At 73.5% G+C, this 14,832-nt stretch carries 15 protein-coding genes; 7 read left to right on the top strand and 8 right to left on the bottom strand.

Annotation, left to right across the window (positions count from 1 at the left end; all coding sequences use genetic code 11):
• Nucleotides 1-3: 3 nt before the first annotated feature.
• The 5 genes from panD to C7C46_RS02130 form a co-directional block, all read right to left on the bottom strand.
• Nucleotides 4-423 (bottom strand): aspartate 1-decarboxylase, encoded by a 420-nt coding sequence (gene panD, locus C7C46_RS02150; protein ID WP_110664998.1) that lies wholly within the window; start codon nt 421-423, stop codon nt 4-6.
• 66 nt (nt 424-489) lie between these two features.
• A complete protein-coding gene (panC, locus tag C7C46_RS02145) occupies nt 490-1,386 on the bottom strand; it encodes a pantoate--beta-alanine ligase (RefSeq protein ID WP_110664996.1) in 897 nt (298 codons plus the stop codon).
• Entirely contained in the window at nt 1,386-2,318 is a 933-nt protein-coding gene (locus tag C7C46_RS02140; RefSeq protein WP_110664993.1) for a Rossmann-like and DUF2520 domain-containing protein, read from the bottom strand. Before C7C46_RS02140 ends, panC begins: the two co-directional genes overlap by 1 nt.
• 80 nt (nt 2,319-2,398) lie before the next feature.
• On the bottom strand, nt 2,399-3,088 hold the full coding sequence (locus C7C46_RS02135) for a response regulator (protein WP_110664991.1): 690 nt from the start codon (nt 3,086-3,088) through the stop codon (nt 2,399-2,401).
• A gap of 15 nt (nt 3,089-3,103) precedes the next feature.
• On the bottom strand, nt 3,104-4,312 hold the full coding sequence (locus C7C46_RS02130) for a sensor histidine kinase (protein WP_110664988.1): 1,209 nt from the start codon (nt 4,310-4,312) through the stop codon (nt 3,104-3,106).
• Between the two features lie 92 nt (nt 4,313-4,404).
• On the opposite strand from C7C46_RS02130, the gene C7C46_RS02125 reads away from it, so the two are divergent.
• Entirely contained in the window at nt 4,405-5,394 is a 990-nt protein-coding gene (locus tag C7C46_RS02125) for an SAM-dependent methyltransferase (RefSeq protein WP_110664986.1), read from the top strand.
• Between the two features lie 5 nt (nt 5,395-5,399).
• The gene (locus tag C7C46_RS02120) at nt 5,400-6,563 is read left to right on the top strand and encodes an NADH-quinone oxidoreductase subunit D (RefSeq protein ID WP_110665211.1); all 1,164 of its coding nucleotides are present in this window, start codon (nt 5,400-5,402) and stop codon (nt 6,561-6,563) included.
• A gap of 7 nt (nt 6,564-6,570) precedes the next feature.
• Here the strand turns inward: C7C46_RS02120 and C7C46_RS02115 are convergent, their stop codons facing one another.
• Nucleotides 6,571-7,431: a DUF3109 family protein gene (locus C7C46_RS02115; RefSeq protein ID WP_110664984.1), complete on the bottom strand. Its 861-nt coding sequence runs from the start codon at nt 7,429-7,431 to the stop codon at nt 6,571-6,573.
• Between the two features lie 16 nt (nt 7,432-7,447).
• A complete protein-coding gene (locus C7C46_RS02110; protein WP_110664982.1) occupies nt 7,448-8,203 on the bottom strand; it encodes an alpha/beta fold hydrolase in 756 nt (251 codons plus the stop codon).
• A gap of 117 nt (nt 8,204-8,320) precedes the next feature.
• Between C7C46_RS02110 and C7C46_RS02105 the strand changes: the two genes are divergently transcribed.
• The 5 genes from C7C46_RS02105 to C7C46_RS02085 all read left to right on the top strand — a co-directional run bounded on the left by C7C46_RS02105 (nt 8,321) and on the right by C7C46_RS02085 (nt 13,455).
• Nucleotides 8,321-9,262, top strand: a complete 942-nt coding sequence (locus C7C46_RS02105) for a Ppx/GppA family phosphatase (RefSeq protein ID WP_110664980.1) — start codon at nt 8,321-8,323, stop codon at nt 9,260-9,262.
• 152 nt (nt 9,263-9,414) lie between these two features.
• A complete protein-coding gene (locus tag C7C46_RS02100) occupies nt 9,415-10,218 on the top strand; it encodes a sugar phosphate isomerase/epimerase family protein (RefSeq protein WP_245984048.1) in 804 nt (267 codons plus the stop codon).
• 31 nt (nt 10,219-10,249) lie between these two features.
• A complete protein-coding gene (locus C7C46_RS02095; RefSeq protein WP_110664976.1) occupies nt 10,250-11,014 on the top strand; it encodes a class I SAM-dependent methyltransferase in 765 nt (254 codons plus the stop codon).
• A 103-nt stretch (nt 11,015-11,117) separates the two neighbouring features.
• Nucleotides 11,118-12,962 (top strand): dihydroxy-acid dehydratase, encoded by a 1,845-nt coding sequence (gene ilvD / locus C7C46_RS02090; RefSeq protein ID WP_110664975.1) that lies wholly within the window; start codon nt 11,118-11,120, stop codon nt 12,960-12,962.
• Between the two features lie 13 nt (nt 12,963-12,975).
• Nucleotides 12,976-13,455: a hypothetical protein gene (locus C7C46_RS02085; protein WP_110664973.1), complete on the top strand. Its 480-nt coding sequence runs from the start codon at nt 12,976-12,978 to the stop codon at nt 13,453-13,455.
• Between the two features lie 7 nt (nt 13,456-13,462).
• On the opposite strand, the gene C7C46_RS34145 is transcribed toward C7C46_RS02085, so the two are convergent.
• The gene (locus tag C7C46_RS34145; RefSeq protein WP_146258960.1) at nt 13,463-14,725 is read right to left on the bottom strand and encodes an SCO2583/SCO2584 N-terminal domain-containing protein; all 1,263 of its coding nucleotides are present in this window, start codon (nt 14,723-14,725) and stop codon (nt 13,463-13,465) included.
• Nucleotides 14,726-14,832: the final 107 nt, after the last annotated feature.

Here is a 14,832-nt window from a genome sequence, read left to right as displayed (position 1 = left end):
CTCCTAGCGGGTGTGCACGGCGTCGCCGCGCAGGGTGTCCGTGCCCGGCAGGGCCTCGGCGGGGTCCGCCCCGGTGCCGGTGATCCGGTTCTCGGCATCCACGAAGACCACCTTCGGCTGGTAGGCCCTGGCCTCGGCGGTGTCCATCTGGGCGTAGGCGATCAGGATCACCAGGTCGCCGGGGTGGACCAGGCGGGCGGCGGCGCCGTTGATGCCTATCACCCCGGTGCCGCGCGGGCCCGCGATGGTGTAGGTCTCCAGCCGGGCGCCGTTGTTGATGTCGACGATGTGGACCAGCTCGCCGGGCAGGATGTCGGCGGCCTCCAGCAGGTCCTCGTCGACCGTCACCGATCCCACGTAGTGCAGGTCGGCCTGGGTCACGGTGGCCCGGTGGATCTTGGACTTGAACATGGTGCGGAGCATGGGTCACGCCTCCTTGGGGGTCCCCCGGCCGCAGGGCCGGGGGAGAGTGCATGCCTGAGGGTTCTACTACCGAACGATGATGCGGACGTTGTCGATCAGGCGGGTCGGGCCCACCTTGGCGGCGACGGCCAGCACCGCCTCGCCCTGGAAGCCGGCCGGCGCCTCGACGAAGTCGTGCGGGTCGATCAGGGCGAGGTAGTCGAGGTCGACGCCGTCGGCGGCGTCGAGCACCTGGGCGGCGGCCGCGCGGACCGCCTCGACGCCCTGGGCGGCCGCGTCGCGGCCGGCGAAGAGCGCCCGGGACAGGGCGAGCGCCTGCTCGCGCTCGCCCTCGGACAGGAAGCGGTTGCGTGAGGAGAGCGCCAGGCCGTCCGCCTCGCGCGCGGTCGGCACGCCGACGATCTCCACGTCGAAGTCGAGGTCGGCCACCATCCGCTGGACGATCGCCAGCTGCTGGGCGTCCTTCTCGCCGAAGAAGGCGTAGTCCGGGTCGGTGATGTGCAGCAGCTTGGCCACCACGGTGAGCATCCCGTCGAAGTGGCCGGGGCGGCTGGCGCCCTCGAACCGCTCGCCCATCGGACCGGCCGCCAGGCGCACCCGCGGCTCGCCGTTCGGGTAGACCTCCTCGACGCCCGGGGCGAAGACCACGTCCGCGCCGTTCTCCTCGGCCAGCTGCAGGTCCGCCTCCAGGGTGCGCGGGTAGCGGTCCAGGTCCTCGCCCGCCCCGAACTGCAGCGGGTTGACGAAGACCGTCACCGCGACCCGGCCGTCCCGGCCGACCTGCTTGCGGGCGGCCCGGATCAGGGTCGCGTGGCCCTCGTGCAGGGCACCCATGGTCATCACCACCGCGTTGTCCACCGGCTGCTCGTCCGGCCAGAAGGCGGCCTCGAACTCCTCCACGCTGTGGGTCAACTCGGCCTTGCGGACCTTGGGCGCCTTGCCGGCGGGCTTGGGGCGGGCCATCAGTGCTTCTCCTCGTTGAGTACGTCCAGCAGCGAGGCCGCCGCTTCGTCCTTGAGCGACCCGTTGGCCAGCGCCCGCTGGGCGGTGGCCCGGGCCATCGCCCGGTAGGCCGGGCCGATGTCCGGGGACACGGTACTGAGCTGGTCCAGGTGCCGGCGCACGGTCCCGGTGTCGCCGCGGGCGACCGGGCCGGTGAGCGCGGCGTCGCCGGAGCGCAGGCTGTTGTCGAGGGCGGCGCCGAGCAGCGGGCCGAGCAGCCGGCCCGGCTCGGCCACCCCGGCGGTCCGCAGCAGCTCCATGGCCTGCGCGACCAGGGTGACCAGGTGGTTCGCGCCGTGCGCCAGCGCGGTGTGGTAGAGCGGGCGGACCTGCTCGGGGATCCACTCCGGCTCGCCGCCCATCTCCACCACCAGGGCCTCGGCCACCGGGCGCAGCTCCTCGGGCGCGGTCACCCCGAACGGGCAGCCGGCCAGCCGGGCCAGGTCCACCGAGCTGCCGGTGAAGGTCATCGCCGGGTGCAGCGCGAGCGGCAGCGCGCCGGCCCGGGTGGCCGGCTCCAGCACCGCCACGCCGTGCGCGCCGGAGGTGTGCACCAGCAGCTGGCCCGGGCGGACCGCGCCGGTGGCGGCCAGGCCGGCGACCAGGTCGGCCAGCACGTCGTCCGGCACGGTCAGCAGCACCAGGTCGGTGGCGGCCAGCACCTGCGGCGGGGTGACCAGCCGGACCCCGGGCAGCAGCGCCTCGGCCCGCCGGCGGGAGGTGGTGGAGACGCCGGAGGCGGCCACCACCTGGTGGCCGGCCAGCTGCAGCGCGGCGCCGAGTGCCGGGCCGACCCGGCCGGTGCCGACCACGCCGACGGCGAGCCGGGCCGGGCGGTCGGCGGGATCGCGCGGATCGCCGGGGTGGGCGCTGGGCTCAGGGAAGTCGAACACGTACGTTCCAGTCCTCTACGGGTACCAGACGGTCCGCCCCATCCTACGGCCCGCCGCGGCCCGTGCGGCCGCCCCGGGGGTCACCCGTGGCCGCCGGCCCGCAACAGGCCGGCCTCGTAGGCGAGGACCACGGCCTGGACCCGGTCGCGCAGGCCGAGCTTGCCCAGGATCCGGCCCACGTGCGTCTTCACGGTCGCCTCGGACAGGGTCAGCCCCTCCGCGATCTCGCCGTTCGACAGGCCCTGCGCGACCAGCAGGAACACCTCCCGCTCCCGCTCGGTGAGCGGGTCCAGCGCGGGCGGCCCGGCGTCCGGCCGCGCCATCGGCAGCACGTCGGCGAACCGGTCGATCATGCGCCGGGTGGTGGTCGGCGCGACCACCGCGTCGCCGGCGTGCACGGCGCGGATCGCGGCCACCAGCTCGGGCGGCGGCACGTCCTTGAGCAGGAAGCCGCTGGCGCCGGCCTTGAGTGCGGCGAAGGCGTACTCGTCCAGGTCGAAGGTGGTCAGGATGAGCACCTTGGGCGCGTCGGGCAGGGGCAGCCCGTCCTGGTCCAGGCAGATCCGCCGGGTGGCCTGCACGCCGTCCATCCGCGGCATCCGGACGTCCATCAGCACCACGTCCACCTCGGCCTGCCGCAGCACCTCCACCGCCTGGGCGCCGTCGCCGGCCTCGGCGGCGATCTCGATGTCGGGCTGCGAGGCCAGCACCATCCGGAACCCGGTGCGCAGCAGTTCCTGGTCGTCGACGAGCATCACGCGCACGGTCATGGGGGGAGCCCTCTCTCACTTGCCGGTCTTCAAGGGGAGCACGGCCCGGATCCGGAAACCGCCGCCCGGGCGCGGACCGGCGTCCAGCGAGCCGCTGACCATGCCGATCCGCTCGCGCATGCCGATCAGCCCGTGGCCCATGCCGTCGACGCCGCCGCGGGTCAGCTGCTCGTCGGTGCTGCCGCGGCCGTCGTCCTCGATCAGCACGTTCAGGTCCCGGTCGCCGAAGTCCACCGCGACCCGGGCGCTGACGTTGGGACCGCCGTGCTTGCGGACGTTGGTCAGGGCCTCCTGGACGATCCGGTAGACCGTCAGCTCGACCCCGCGGGGCAGCTCGCGCGGGGTGCCGGAGCTGGAGAACTCCACCGGCAGGCCGGCCGTGCGCACCTGGTCCAGCAGCTCGGGCAGCTCCTCCACGCTGGGCTGCGGCACGTACTCCTCGGCGGTGTCGGTGGTGCGCAGCACGCCGAGCAGCCGGCGCATCTCGACCAGCGCCTGCCGGCCGGTGGCGGCGATGGTGCCAAGTGCCTCCTTGGCCTGGCCCGGCGAGCTGTCCATCACATAGGCGGCGCCGTCGGCCTGGACGATCATCACCGAGACGTTGTGCGCCACCACGTCGTGCAGCTCGCGGGCGATCCGGGCCCGCTCGGCGGCCACCGCCACCTGGGCCTGGGCGTCCCGCTCGCGCTCCAGCCGGGCGGCCCGGTCCTCCAGCTCGGTCAGGTAGGCCCGGCGGACCCGGGTGAGCCGCCCCCAGGCCCAGCAGAGGATGAACGGGGTGGACATCAGGCCGGAGACGAAGAGCCGCTGGGCCAGGCTGTGGCCGCCCGGGGTGTCGTTGCCGCCGCTGAAGCCCTCGAACCGGGCGATGGTGGCCGGGCCGGCCAGCAGCGAGCCGGCCAGCGCGAGCCGCGAGGCCCAGCGGGCGCCGAAGGCGGCGCCGGTGTAGGCGAAGACCAGGTAGCCGATCGACGAGGCGTCCGGGTAGATGTGCAGCGTGAGCTGGCCGAGGGCGAGCGCCGCGCCGGTGGCGACCGCCAGGTCGGGCCAGCGGCGGCGGACCGTCATCATCAGGCCGATGACCACCGTGACCAGCGCGTACCCGGCCAGCCGCCAGCCGTGGTTGGTCTGGCTGGAAACCGCCGCCAGCAGCATGACGACGGCCGCCCAGGCGCCGTCGACCACCATGGGGTGTCTGCGTAGCCAGGTGTTGAGTCGATGCACGTACCAAGCGTAGGCAGTCGGATCAGCGCCCCCCTCCACCGCGAGGGCGATCCGGTCTCGTCCCCAGGTCGGACCCCGGTACCGTCACGGCCATGAGCTGGATGCGCTGGCGGGACGCCATGGAGCGGGCGCTGTACGGGCCGCAGGGCTTCTACCACCGGGTGGAGGGGCCGGCCGGGCACTTCCGGACCTCGGTGCACGCCTCTGGGCAGTTCGCCGACGCGGTGGGGCGGCTGCTGCTGGAGGTGGACGCCGCGCTCGGGCACCCCGAGGAGCTGGCGCTGATCGACGTGGGGGCCGGGCGGGGCGAGCTGGTCGGGCAGCTGGCCGGGATGCTGCCGGGGCGGCTGCGGGCCTACGGGGTGGAGTTGGCGGCCCGGCCGCCGGGGCTGGCGCCCGAGGTGGTGTGGACGGACCGGGTGCCCGAGGGCGCGGCGGGGCTGCTGTTCGCCAACGAGTGGCTGGACAACGTGCCGCTGGACGTCGCCGAGCGGGACGCGGCCGGGGTGCTGCGCTACGTCGAGGTGGACCCACTGGGCAACGAGCGGCTGGGTGGCGAGCTGACCGCGGCCGACGCCGCCTGGGCGGCGCGCTGGTGGCCCGAGGGGGAGCGGGTGGAGCTCGGGAGCAGCCGGGACGCGGCCTGGGCGGCCGCGGTCGGCGCCCTGGAGCGCGGCCTCGCGGTGGCGGTCGACTACGCGCACCGGAAGCCGGACCGGCCGCCGTTCGGCACCCTGACCGGCTTCCGCGGCGGGCGCGAGGTGGCGCCGGTGCCGGACGGCGGCTGCGACCTGACGGCGCACGTGGCGCTCGACTCGGCGGCGGCGCCGGCCGTCCACAGCCTGTGGACAACGCAGCGGGAGGCGCTGCGGGCTCTGGGGGTGCACGGCGGGCGCCCGCCGCTCGCGCAGGCCGGTGCGGATCCGGCGGGCTACCTGCGGGCGCTGGCCGCGGCGGGCGAGGCGGCCGAGCTGACCGCCGCCGCCGGGCTCGGCGGCTTCGGCTGGCTGGTGCAGGCGGTCCGGATGCCGGTACCGGACAGCCTCGCGGGGCTGCCGGGATGGCAGACTCTGGGGGCATGAGCGCTCTGAGGGAGACCGTGGTCGGCGTCGGCGCGGGTGCCGAGACCTTGTCGAACACCGGCGGCCCCACCGACATGGTGCTGAACATCGGGCCGCAGCACCCGGCCACCCACGGCGTGCTGCGGCTGCGGCTGGTGCTGGACGGCGAACGGATCGTCAGCGCCGAGCCGATCATCGGCTACATGCACCGCGGCGCCGAGAAGCTCTTCGAGGCCCGGGACTACCGGCAGATCATCATGCTGGCCAACCGGCACGACTGGCTCTCCGCCTTCGCCAACGAACTCGGCGTGGTGCTGGCCGTCGAGCGGATGCTCGGCATGGAGGTCCCCGAGCGCGCGGTGTGGACCCGCACCCTGCTGGCCGAGCTCAACCGGGTGCTCAACCACCTGATGTTCATCGGCTCCTACCCCCTGGAGCTGGGCGGCATCACCCCGGTCTTCTACGCCTTCACCGCCCGCGAGGAGCTCCAGCACGTGCTGGAGGAGGCCAGCGGCGGCCGGATGCACTACATGTTCAACCGGGTCGGCGGCCTGAAGGAGGACCTGCCGGCCGGCTGGCTCGGCCGGGTCCGCCAGGCGGTGGCCGCGGTCCGCGCCCAGCTGCCGGTCTACCAGGACCTGGTGCTCGGCAACGAGATCTTCCGGGCCCGCACCGCCGGCGTCGGCGTGCTCTCCGCCGAGCACGTGCAGGCCTACGGGGTGACCGGCCCGATCGCCCGGGCCAGCGGGGTCGACTTCGACCTGCGCCGGGACGAGCCCTACCTGGCCTACGGCGAGCTCGGCGGGGTGCTGCGGGTGCCGGTGCGCCAGGAGGGCGACTGCCTGGCCCGGTTCGAGTGCCTGCTGGAGCAGACCGAGGTCTCGCTGGACCTGGCCGAGGCCTGCCTGGACCGGCTGGCCGGGCTGGCGCCCGGCCCGGTCAACCTGCGGCTGCCCAAGGTGCTCAAGGCCCCCGAGGGCGAGACCTACGCCTGGACCGAGAACCCGCTCGGGGTCAACGGCTACTACCTGGTCTCGCGCGGGGAGAAGACGCCGTGGCGGCTCAAGCTGCGCTCGGCGTCCTTCAACAACATCCAGGCGCTGACCGAGCTGCTGCCCGGCACCCTGGTGGCCGACATGGTGGCGATCCTGGGGTCGATGTTCTTCGTGGTCGGGGACATCGACAAGTAGCAGGCACTCAGGCCTGGGCGGGCTTCTTCCGCTTCGGGTCGGCCTTTCGGTTTCCGGCATCCGCCGGGTGGGGCGCCAGCTTGCGGTCGCCCTTGGCCGCGACCCGCTGCTCGCACAGCTCGGCCAGCACCGCGTACGCCTCGGCGCCCATCAGCTCGGTCAGCTCCGGCCGGTAGGTGACGTACACCGGGTCCACCGCCCGGTGCGCCTCCGGGCTGCTGGTGCACCACCAGTGCAGGTCGTGGCCGCCCGGGCCCCAGCCGCGCCGGTCGTACTCGCCGATCGAGACCTGCAGGTAGCGGGTGTCGTCCGGGCGGTCGACCCAGTCGTAGGTGCGGCGGATCGGCAGCTGCCAGCAGACGTCCGGCTTGGTCTCCAGCGGCTCGCGGCCCTCCTTCAGTGCCAGCGTGTGCAGCGCGCAGCCCTGGCCGCCGGGGAAGCCGGGCCCGTTGAGGAAGATGCAGGCCCCGCCGACCCGGCGGGTCTGGCGGTCGCCGTCCTCGTCCAGCATGGTGATGCCGCCGTCGATCTTGAGGCGGCCCTTCTTGTCGGTGCCCTCGGCGAAGTGCTGCCAGGTCTCGGGGGTCAGGCGGCGGGCGTGCTCGGTCACCCGCTGCTCGTCGTCCTCGTCCGAGTAGTGCGCGCCCAGGGTGCAGCAGCCGTCCGACTCGCCGCGGCCGGGCCGGATGCCGTGGCAGCCCTGCCCGAAGATGCAGCCCCAGCGCGAGGTGAGCCAGGTCAGGTCGCAGCGGAAGACCTGCTCCGGGTCGGCCGGGTCGGTGAACTCGACCCAGGCGCGCGGGAAGTCCAGGCCCACCTCGGGTGCGGGCCTGGTGCGGGTGGGGGAGGGGAGGTCGATGGCAGCCACCCGGCAAGGGTAAGCCTCAACCGGCCAGGAACCGCTCCAGCTCGGTGGCGAAACGGACCGGCAGCTCGTACATCGGGTAGTGGCCGGTGGCGGGCAGCTCGATCAGCTCGGCCTGCGGGAAGAGCTTGAGGAAGGTGGCCCGCATCACGTCGGCGGTCAGCGCCAGGTCCAGCGCGCCGACGAAGACGCCGACCGGCAGCTGAAGGCCGGTCAGCTTCTCGGTGTAGTCCTGGCCGGACCACTCGGCCAGGTAGGCGGCGTAGGCGTCGACCCGGGAGGTGGCGGTGGAGCGGGCCACCATCCGGTCCAGCCAGACGGCGCCGGCCTGCTGCCCGGTGACCAGGTCGAGGATCGCCCGGCGGGCCAGCGGGTTCTGCGGCGCGGCGTGGAACAGCTCGCCGGTCTCGCCCTCCAGCGGGAAGCGGCCGGCCGGCACCGGGCAGACCGCGGCCAGCCTGCGCACCCGCTCCGGGGCCAGGGCGAGCACCAGTTGGGCCGCCTTGGCCCCCATCGAGTGGCCGACCAGGGAGAACCGCTCCCACCCGAGCTCGTCGGCCAGCGCCAGCACGTCGGCGGCGATCTCGTCCAGGGTGAAGTCGCCCGGGACGTCGACCCGGTCGCCGTAGCCGCGGTAGTCGAGCATCGCGTAGCCGAAGGCCGAGCGGTCCAGGTAGTCCAGGAACGGGCCCCAGCCCGCCGTGGTGCCGAACCAGTCGTGCAGCACGATCACCTTGTGCTCGCCGGCGCCGACCCGGCGGTGACTGATCGTCATGTCGAGCTCCCTGAGGGGTGAGGGGTGGTCAGCAGACCAAGGCTGGCGGCAACCGGGTTGCTTCGGCAATCGAACACGGCGGATTTCCGCAGGTGCGGTGGCGTAGCGTGGTACGTCATGCGACTCGGTGTACTCGACGTAGGTTCCAACACGGTCCACTTCCTGGTGGTGGACGCCCACCCCGGGGCTGCGCCGGTGCCTGCCTATTCGCACAAGGCCGAGCTGCGGCTGGCCGAGCTGCTGGACGCGGACGGGGCGATCTGCGACGACGGGGTGCAACGACTGGTCGAGCACGTCTCCTCCTCGCTGCGGGTGGCCGAGGACAAGGGCGTGGTGGACCTGCTGCCGTTCGCCACCTCGGCGGTGCGCGAGGCGGCCAACGGCGAGGCCGTGCTGAAGCGGGTGCAGGACGAGACCGGGGTGGAGCTGCAGGTGCTCTCCGGGCAGGACGAGGCGCGGCTGACCTTCCTGGCGGTGCGCCGCTGGTTCGGCTGGTCGTCGGGCCGGCTGCTCGACCTGGACATCGGCGGCGGCTCGCTGGAGATCGCCTGCGGCATCGACGAGCAGCCGGACGCCGCGTTCTCGCTGCCGCTGGGCGCGGGCCGGCTGACCGCGCGCTGGCTGCCGGAGGATCCGGTGGACCCGGAGGCGGTGCGCGTGCTGCGCCGCCACATCCGGGCCGAGATCGCCACGGTGGTCGGCGAGGTGGCCCGGCTGGGTGCGCCGGACCACGCGGTGGCCACCTCCAAGACCTTCAAGCAGCTGGCCCGGATGACCGGTGCGGCGCCGACCGAGGCCGGCCCCCGGGTGCCGCGCAAGCTGACCCGGACCGGGCTGGCCGCCTGGGTGCCGCGGCTGGCCACGATGACGGCGGCCGAGCGGGCCCGGATCCCCGGGGTCTCCGAGGGCCGGTCCAGACAGCTGCTGGCCGGCGCCCTGGTGGCCGACGCCGCCATGGACCTGTTCGGCCTGGAAGAGCTGGACATCTGCCCCTGGGCCCTGCGCGAGGGCATCATCCTGCGCCGCCTGGACGGCATGGACGGCCAGTCCGGGCGCTGAGCACCGACCTTGGGAGTGTGCCTAACCTGATGGACGTGGACGCGGAGGACGAGAGCGGGCGGACCGGGCGCCGGGGCGGGCGCAGTGGGCGGGTGCGGCGCGCCCCGCTGCTGCGGACCACCGACCGGCTGGTGCTGCCCCGCCACCCCGAGCTGCACATCCCGGACACCAAGATCGCGCTGTCCACCGCCTCGGTCTACCCCGACAACACCGAGGTCGCCTTCGACCTGGCCGCCAAGCTCGGCTACGACGGGGTCGAGGTGATGGTCTGGAACGACCCGGTCAGCCAGGACCTGTCCGCGCTGCGCGAGCTCTCCGACCGGTACCGGGTGCCGATCCTCGCGGTGCACGCCCCCTGCCTGCTGATCACCCAGCGGGTGTGGAGCACCGACCCGTGGACCAAGCTCCAGCGGGCCCGGGCGGCCGCCGAGAAGCTCGGGGCGGACCCCGTGGTGGTGCACCCGCCGTTCCGCTGGCAGCGGGCGTACGCGCGCGACTTCGTGCTGGGCATCGACCGGATGGCGGGCGAGAGCGGGGTCCGGTTCGCGGTGGAGAACATGTACCCGTGGCGCTACCGGGACCGCGAGGTGCTCGCCTACGCGCCCGGCTGGGACGTCACCGAGGAGGCCTACCGCCACTTCACCGTGGACCTCTCGCACGTGGCCACCTCCCGGGTGGACGCCTTCGAGATGGTGGACCGGATGGGCGAGCGGCTGGCCCACGTGCACCTGGCCGACGGCTCCGGCTCCGGCAAGGACGAGCACCTGATCCCGGGCCGCGGCAAGCAGCCCTGCGCCGAGCTGCTGGAGCGGCTGGCCCGTACCGGTTTCGACGGCCACGTGGTGCTCGAGGTCAACACCCGCCGCTCCGGTTCGCCCGCCGAGCGGGAGGCCGACCTGGCCGAGGCGCTGGCCTTCACCCGACTGCACCTGGCGACCGGCTCGCGCGTACTCTGACAACAGAGCCGAACGCCTCGGGAGTCAGCCCATGACGGACCTTCAGCACCTCGCGCACGCCAACTCCTTCGGCGCCGTCGCCGCCGAGTACGACCGGGCCCGCCCCAGCTACCCGCCGGCCCTGTTCGAGGAGATCGAGCGGCTGGCCGGGCGCCCGCTGGCCGGGGCCGACGTGCTGGACGTGGGGGCCGGCACCGGCATCGCCACCCGGCTGCTGCACGGGCGCGGCGCCCGGGTGATCGCGGTGGAGCCGAGCCAGGGGATGGCCGACCAGCTGCGCGCGGTCAGCCCGCAGATCCCGGTGGTCCGCGGGGTGGGCGACGAGCTGCCCTGCCACGACGCCAGCGCCGACCTGGTCACCTACGCCCAGGCCTTCCACTGGACCGACCCGGAGCGCTCGGTGCCGGAGGCGATCCGGGTGCTGCGCCCGGGCGGTGCGCTGGTGCTGTTCTGGAACCTCAAGGACCGCTCGGTCGGCTGGCTGGGCGAGCAGGAGCGCCGGCACGCGGCAGCGCTCAGCTCCTACCACTACTACGGCACGCTGAACGCGGTCACCGAGCCGCTGGAGCGCCACCCGCTGCGGGTGACCCACACCAAGCTGCGCTGGGAGCGGACCATCGGGATCGAGGACGTGATCACCGACCTGCGCTCCAAGTCCTACTTCGCGGTGGCCGAGCCCGAGCTGCGCGAGCGGGTGCTGGCCGAGGAGCGGGAGTGGCTGACCGGGCTGTTCCCGGACGGCCGGGTGGTCGAGCCCTACACGGTGGACCTGACGGTGGCCCTCACCCCGGCCTGACCGGCGGCGATCGCCGCTGACCGGGATGCGGACGGTACGTCCGCCGGGCAGGGCGGCGGCGTAGGCTCGACGGTTGACAGCCGCCCAGGGAATGGAGAAGGCAGTGCCCGAGCTGAAGTCCCGTACGGTCACCCACGGTCGCAACATGGCAGGCGCCCGCGCGCTCCTTCGGGCCGCCGGCGTAGCCCGCGAGGACTTCGGCAAGCCGATCATCGCGGTGGCCAACTCCTTCACCGAGTTCGTGCCGGGCCACACCCACCTGCAGCCGGTCGGCCGGATCGTCTCCGAGGCGATCAAGCAGGCGGGCGGCATCCCGCGCGAGTTCAACACCATCGCCGTGGACGACGGGATCGCGATGGGCCACGGCGGCATGCTCTACTCGCTGCCCTCGCGCGACCTGATCGCCGACAGCGTGGAGTACATGGTCAACGCGCACTGCGCGGACGCGCTGGTCTGCATCTCCAACTGCGACAAGATCACCCCCGGCATGCTGATGGCCGCGCTGCGGCTCAACATCCCGGTGGTCTTCGTCTCCGGCGGCCCGATGGAGGCCGGCAAGGCCACCCTGGTGGACGGCACGGTGCGCCGCCTCGACCTGGTGAACGCGATCTCGGACGCGGTGAACGAGTCGGTCTCCGACGCCGACATCGCGATCATCGAGGAGAACGCCTGCCCCACCTGCGGCTCCTGCTCGGGGATGTTCACCGCCAACTCGATGAACTGCCTGACCGAGGCGATCGGCCTGTCGCTGCCGGGCAACGGCTCGGTGCTGGCCACCCACACCGCCCGCCGCGCGCTCTACGAGCGGGCCGGGCAGACCGTGGTGGAGATCACCAAGCGGTACTACGACCAGGACGACGAGTCGGTGCTGCCGCGCAACGTCGCCACCCGCGCCGCGTTCGAGAACGCGATGGCGCTGGACATCGCGATGGGCGGCTCGACCAACACCATCCTGCACCTGCTGGCCGCCGCCCAGGAGGCCGAGCTGGACTTCGACATGCGGGCCATCGACGCCATCTCGCGCAAGGTCCCGTGCCTGTCCAAGGTCGCCCCCAACGGCAACTACTACATGGAGGACGTGCACCGGGCCGGCGGCGTCCCCGCGATCCTCGGCGAGCTCTACCGCGGCGGCCTGCTGAACGAGGACGTGCACACGGTGCACGCGGACTCGCTGGCCGAGTGGCTCAAGGGCTGGGACATCCGCGGCGGCTCGCCGTCCGCCGAGGCGGTCGAGCTGTTCCACGCGGCGCCGGGCTGCGTCCGCTCGGCCGAGGCCTTCTCGCAGTCCGAGCGCTGGGAGTCGCTGGACACCGACGGGGCCGGCGGCTGCATCCGCAGCGTCGCGCACGCCTACTCGGTCGAGGGCGGCCTGGCGGTGCTCTACGGCAACCTGGCCGAGGACGGCTGCATCGTGAAGACGGCCGGTGTGGACGAGTCGATCTGGACCTTCTCCGGCCCGGCCGTGGTGGTCGAGTCCCAGGAGGACGCGGTGGACGCGATCCTGGCCAAGCGGGTCAAGGAGGGCGACGTGGTGGTCATCCGCTACGAGGGCCCCAAGGGCGGCCCGGGGATGCAGGAGATGCTCTACCCGACCTCCTTCCTCAAGGGCCGCGGCCTGGGCAAGGCCTGCGCGCTGATCACCGACGGCCGGTTCTCCGGCGGCACCTCGGGCCTGTCGATCGGCCACGTCTCCCCGGAGGCGGCCTCCGGCGGCACCATCGCGCTGGTCGAGGACGGGGACGTGATCTCGATCGACATCCCCGGCCGGACGGTCAACCTCGAGGTCTCCTTCGAGGAGCTGCACGAGCGCCGGCTGCGGCTGGAGGAGAGTAACGGCTACCGGCCCGCGCACCGCGAGCGGGTGGTCAGCCAGGCGCTCAAGGCGTACGCCGCGATGGCCACCTCGGCCGACAAGGGCGCGGTGCGGGACGTCAGCAAGCTGGGCTGAGTACCCTGCACGGGTGACAGAAGAGATCCGGCCCGAACCCGTCCGCTTCTTCGGCACCACCTGGGTGACCAGGGGCGGCGCCTACTGGCTGCGGCGGGTCGCGGTCTCGCTCGGGGCCCTGGCCACCACGGTGGCCGGGGCCTTCGTGCTGCGCTTCGCGGTCGGCGGGGTGCGGCTCTCCAAGTCCGGCGGCTTCGTCGACGCGCTGCTGGTGCTGGCGATCGCGGTCTGCTCCTTCCTGGCCGCGGTGCGCACCTGGAAGCAGCTCGCCGAGGGCCGGGACTCGCTCTCCGGCTGGATGGCCGAGGACCGGTCGCTGGGCGCGGTCTGGCTGATCGGCTGCGTCGGCTCGGCGGCCGCCTACTTCTGCCGCAGCCTGGTCGAGGCCCCGGGCGAGGCGGTGCGGCGGGCGGCCTGGGAACGCGAGACCGCCCGGGCGGCGCAGCGGAAGGCTGCGCGCGCCGGGCGGCCGGAGAAGCGGAGGAAGAAGTGACGCCGGATCAGGTGCGGGAGACGGTGCCGCACTTGCCGTCGTCCGGCAGGTCCTTGCTGCGGTCGTAGGGGTCCACGGTGTGCGAGGGGTCCGGGGTCTCGGTGCCGGGGGCGCTCGTGGTGGCGAAGTACGGCTCGAGCCAGCCGTCGTCCGCGCCGCAGTAGTTGTTGCCCTTGTCGACCTTCCAGCTCTGCAACGCCAGCTTGCCGCGCTGGACGTCGTAGTGGGCCGGGTCGTAGAAGCGGAAGTCCACCTGGCGCCGGACGATCTCCCGGGTGACCACGGCGTTCGGGTCGAGTCCGAGCAGGGCCACCGACTGGGCGCCGGGGGCGCCCGAGGGGCTCGGCCGGTACTGGTCCGGGCCCGGGACGACCGCGTAGACGAAGGTGTAGTCCGCGTGGATCAGCACGCCGTTCTTCCCGTCGCCCTCGAAGGTCAGCTCGCCCTGCAGCTTCACGTCGGTGACGGCCGGGACGGCGGTGCGGGGGTTGAAGCGGCTGAACAGGCCGTCCGGGTTGTGCTCGCGGCTCGGGTGCGCGAGCTCGTTCTGCACGTCGCTGCGGCTCTGCCGTTCCAGCAGGTCCAGGGCCTGCTGCGGGGTACCGCCGGCCAGGGTGGCCGGGTCGAGGTTCGCCGCGACCAGGAAGTCCTTGGCCTGCTGGAGCTGCTTGGCGACCTGGTCCTTCCCGAAGACCCCGGTCGCCTTCGCGTCGGGCAGCACGATCGCGTCCGCCCCGGTGGGCCAGGTGTCGGCGGGGGAGCCGGCCCACGGGCGGGCGGCGGTGGGGGTCTGCGGGGCCTCGGTGGAGGGCGCGGCGGTCGGCTTGGCGCTCTCCGGGGCCTGGGTGACCACCGGCCTGGGGCTGGCCGGCGCCGCCTGCGCTGCGGGGGACCCGTCGCTCCCGTAGTGGCTCTCGTACCAGTCGTGCAGCCCGTTCACGTTCAGGGCCGCGGCCACCACCAGGACGGTGAGCAGGACGAAGGCCACGGTGCGCACGGTGCCCTGACCGCGGCGGCGCTTGACCGGGTTGCCCCAGGGGTCGACCCGGCGGGCCTTGCGCTGGTACCAGCGGCGGCGGATCTCGGTCGGCGGGCGCCAGGCGGCCTCCGGCTCGGGGGGCTGCCGCTTCCACTTGGCGGCCAGCATCCGGGCACGGCCGGACTGCTCCTTCACGGTGGCGCCCTGGATGAACTCTTCGTCAAGGACCAGGTCCTTGAACGGGTCCGGCTGCTCGGCCGGGCGGGGCTCGGGGTCTTCGGCTATCGGCACGCGGTCAGTATGCAAGCCGGGTATCACACTTCACGCACCGGGCGGCGGATCGGCGCCCGCCCGGTGCGTGGTGTGTGGTGATTCCTCCTCGACTGACAGTGATGATG

Origin of the sequence: Streptomyces tateyamensis (genome assembly GCF_003205575.1) — a bacterium.
In the GTDB taxonomy this organism is placed as follows: Bacteria; Actinomycetota; Actinomycetes; order Streptomycetales; family Streptomycetaceae; genus Kitasatospora; species Kitasatospora tateyamensis.
The sequence above is the reverse complement of the archived record's forward strand: the minus strand, read 5'-3'. Positions and strand labels throughout refer to the sequence as shown.

Bases quoted from the DNA above. Each gene is read 5' to 3' on its own strand.
- panD (WP_110664998.1), bottom strand. From the start codon at position 423: ATGCTCCGCACCATGTTCAAGTCCAAGATCCACCGGGCCACCGTGACC.
- panC (WP_110664996.1), bottom strand. From the start codon at position 1,386: ATGGCCCGCCCCAAGCCCGCCGGCAAGGCGCCCAAGGTCCGCAAGGCC.
- C7C46_RS02135 (WP_110664991.1), bottom strand. From the start codon at position 3,088: ATGACCGTGCGCGTGATGCTCGTCGACGACCAGGAACTGCTGCGCACC.
- C7C46_RS02125 (WP_110664986.1), top strand. From the start codon at position 4,405: ATGAGCTGGATGCGCTGGCGGGACGCCATGGAGCGGGCGCTGTACGGG.
- C7C46_RS02110 (WP_110664982.1), bottom strand. From the start codon at position 8,203: ATGACGATCAGTCACCGCCGGGTCGGCGCCGGCGAGCACAAGGTGATC.
- C7C46_RS02105 (WP_110664980.1), top strand. From the start codon at position 8,321: ATGCGACTCGGTGTACTCGACGTAGGTTCCAACACGGTCCACTTCCTG.
- C7C46_RS02095 (WP_110664976.1), top strand. From the start codon at position 10,250: ATGACGGACCTTCAGCACCTCGCGCACGCCAACTCCTTCGGCGCCGTC.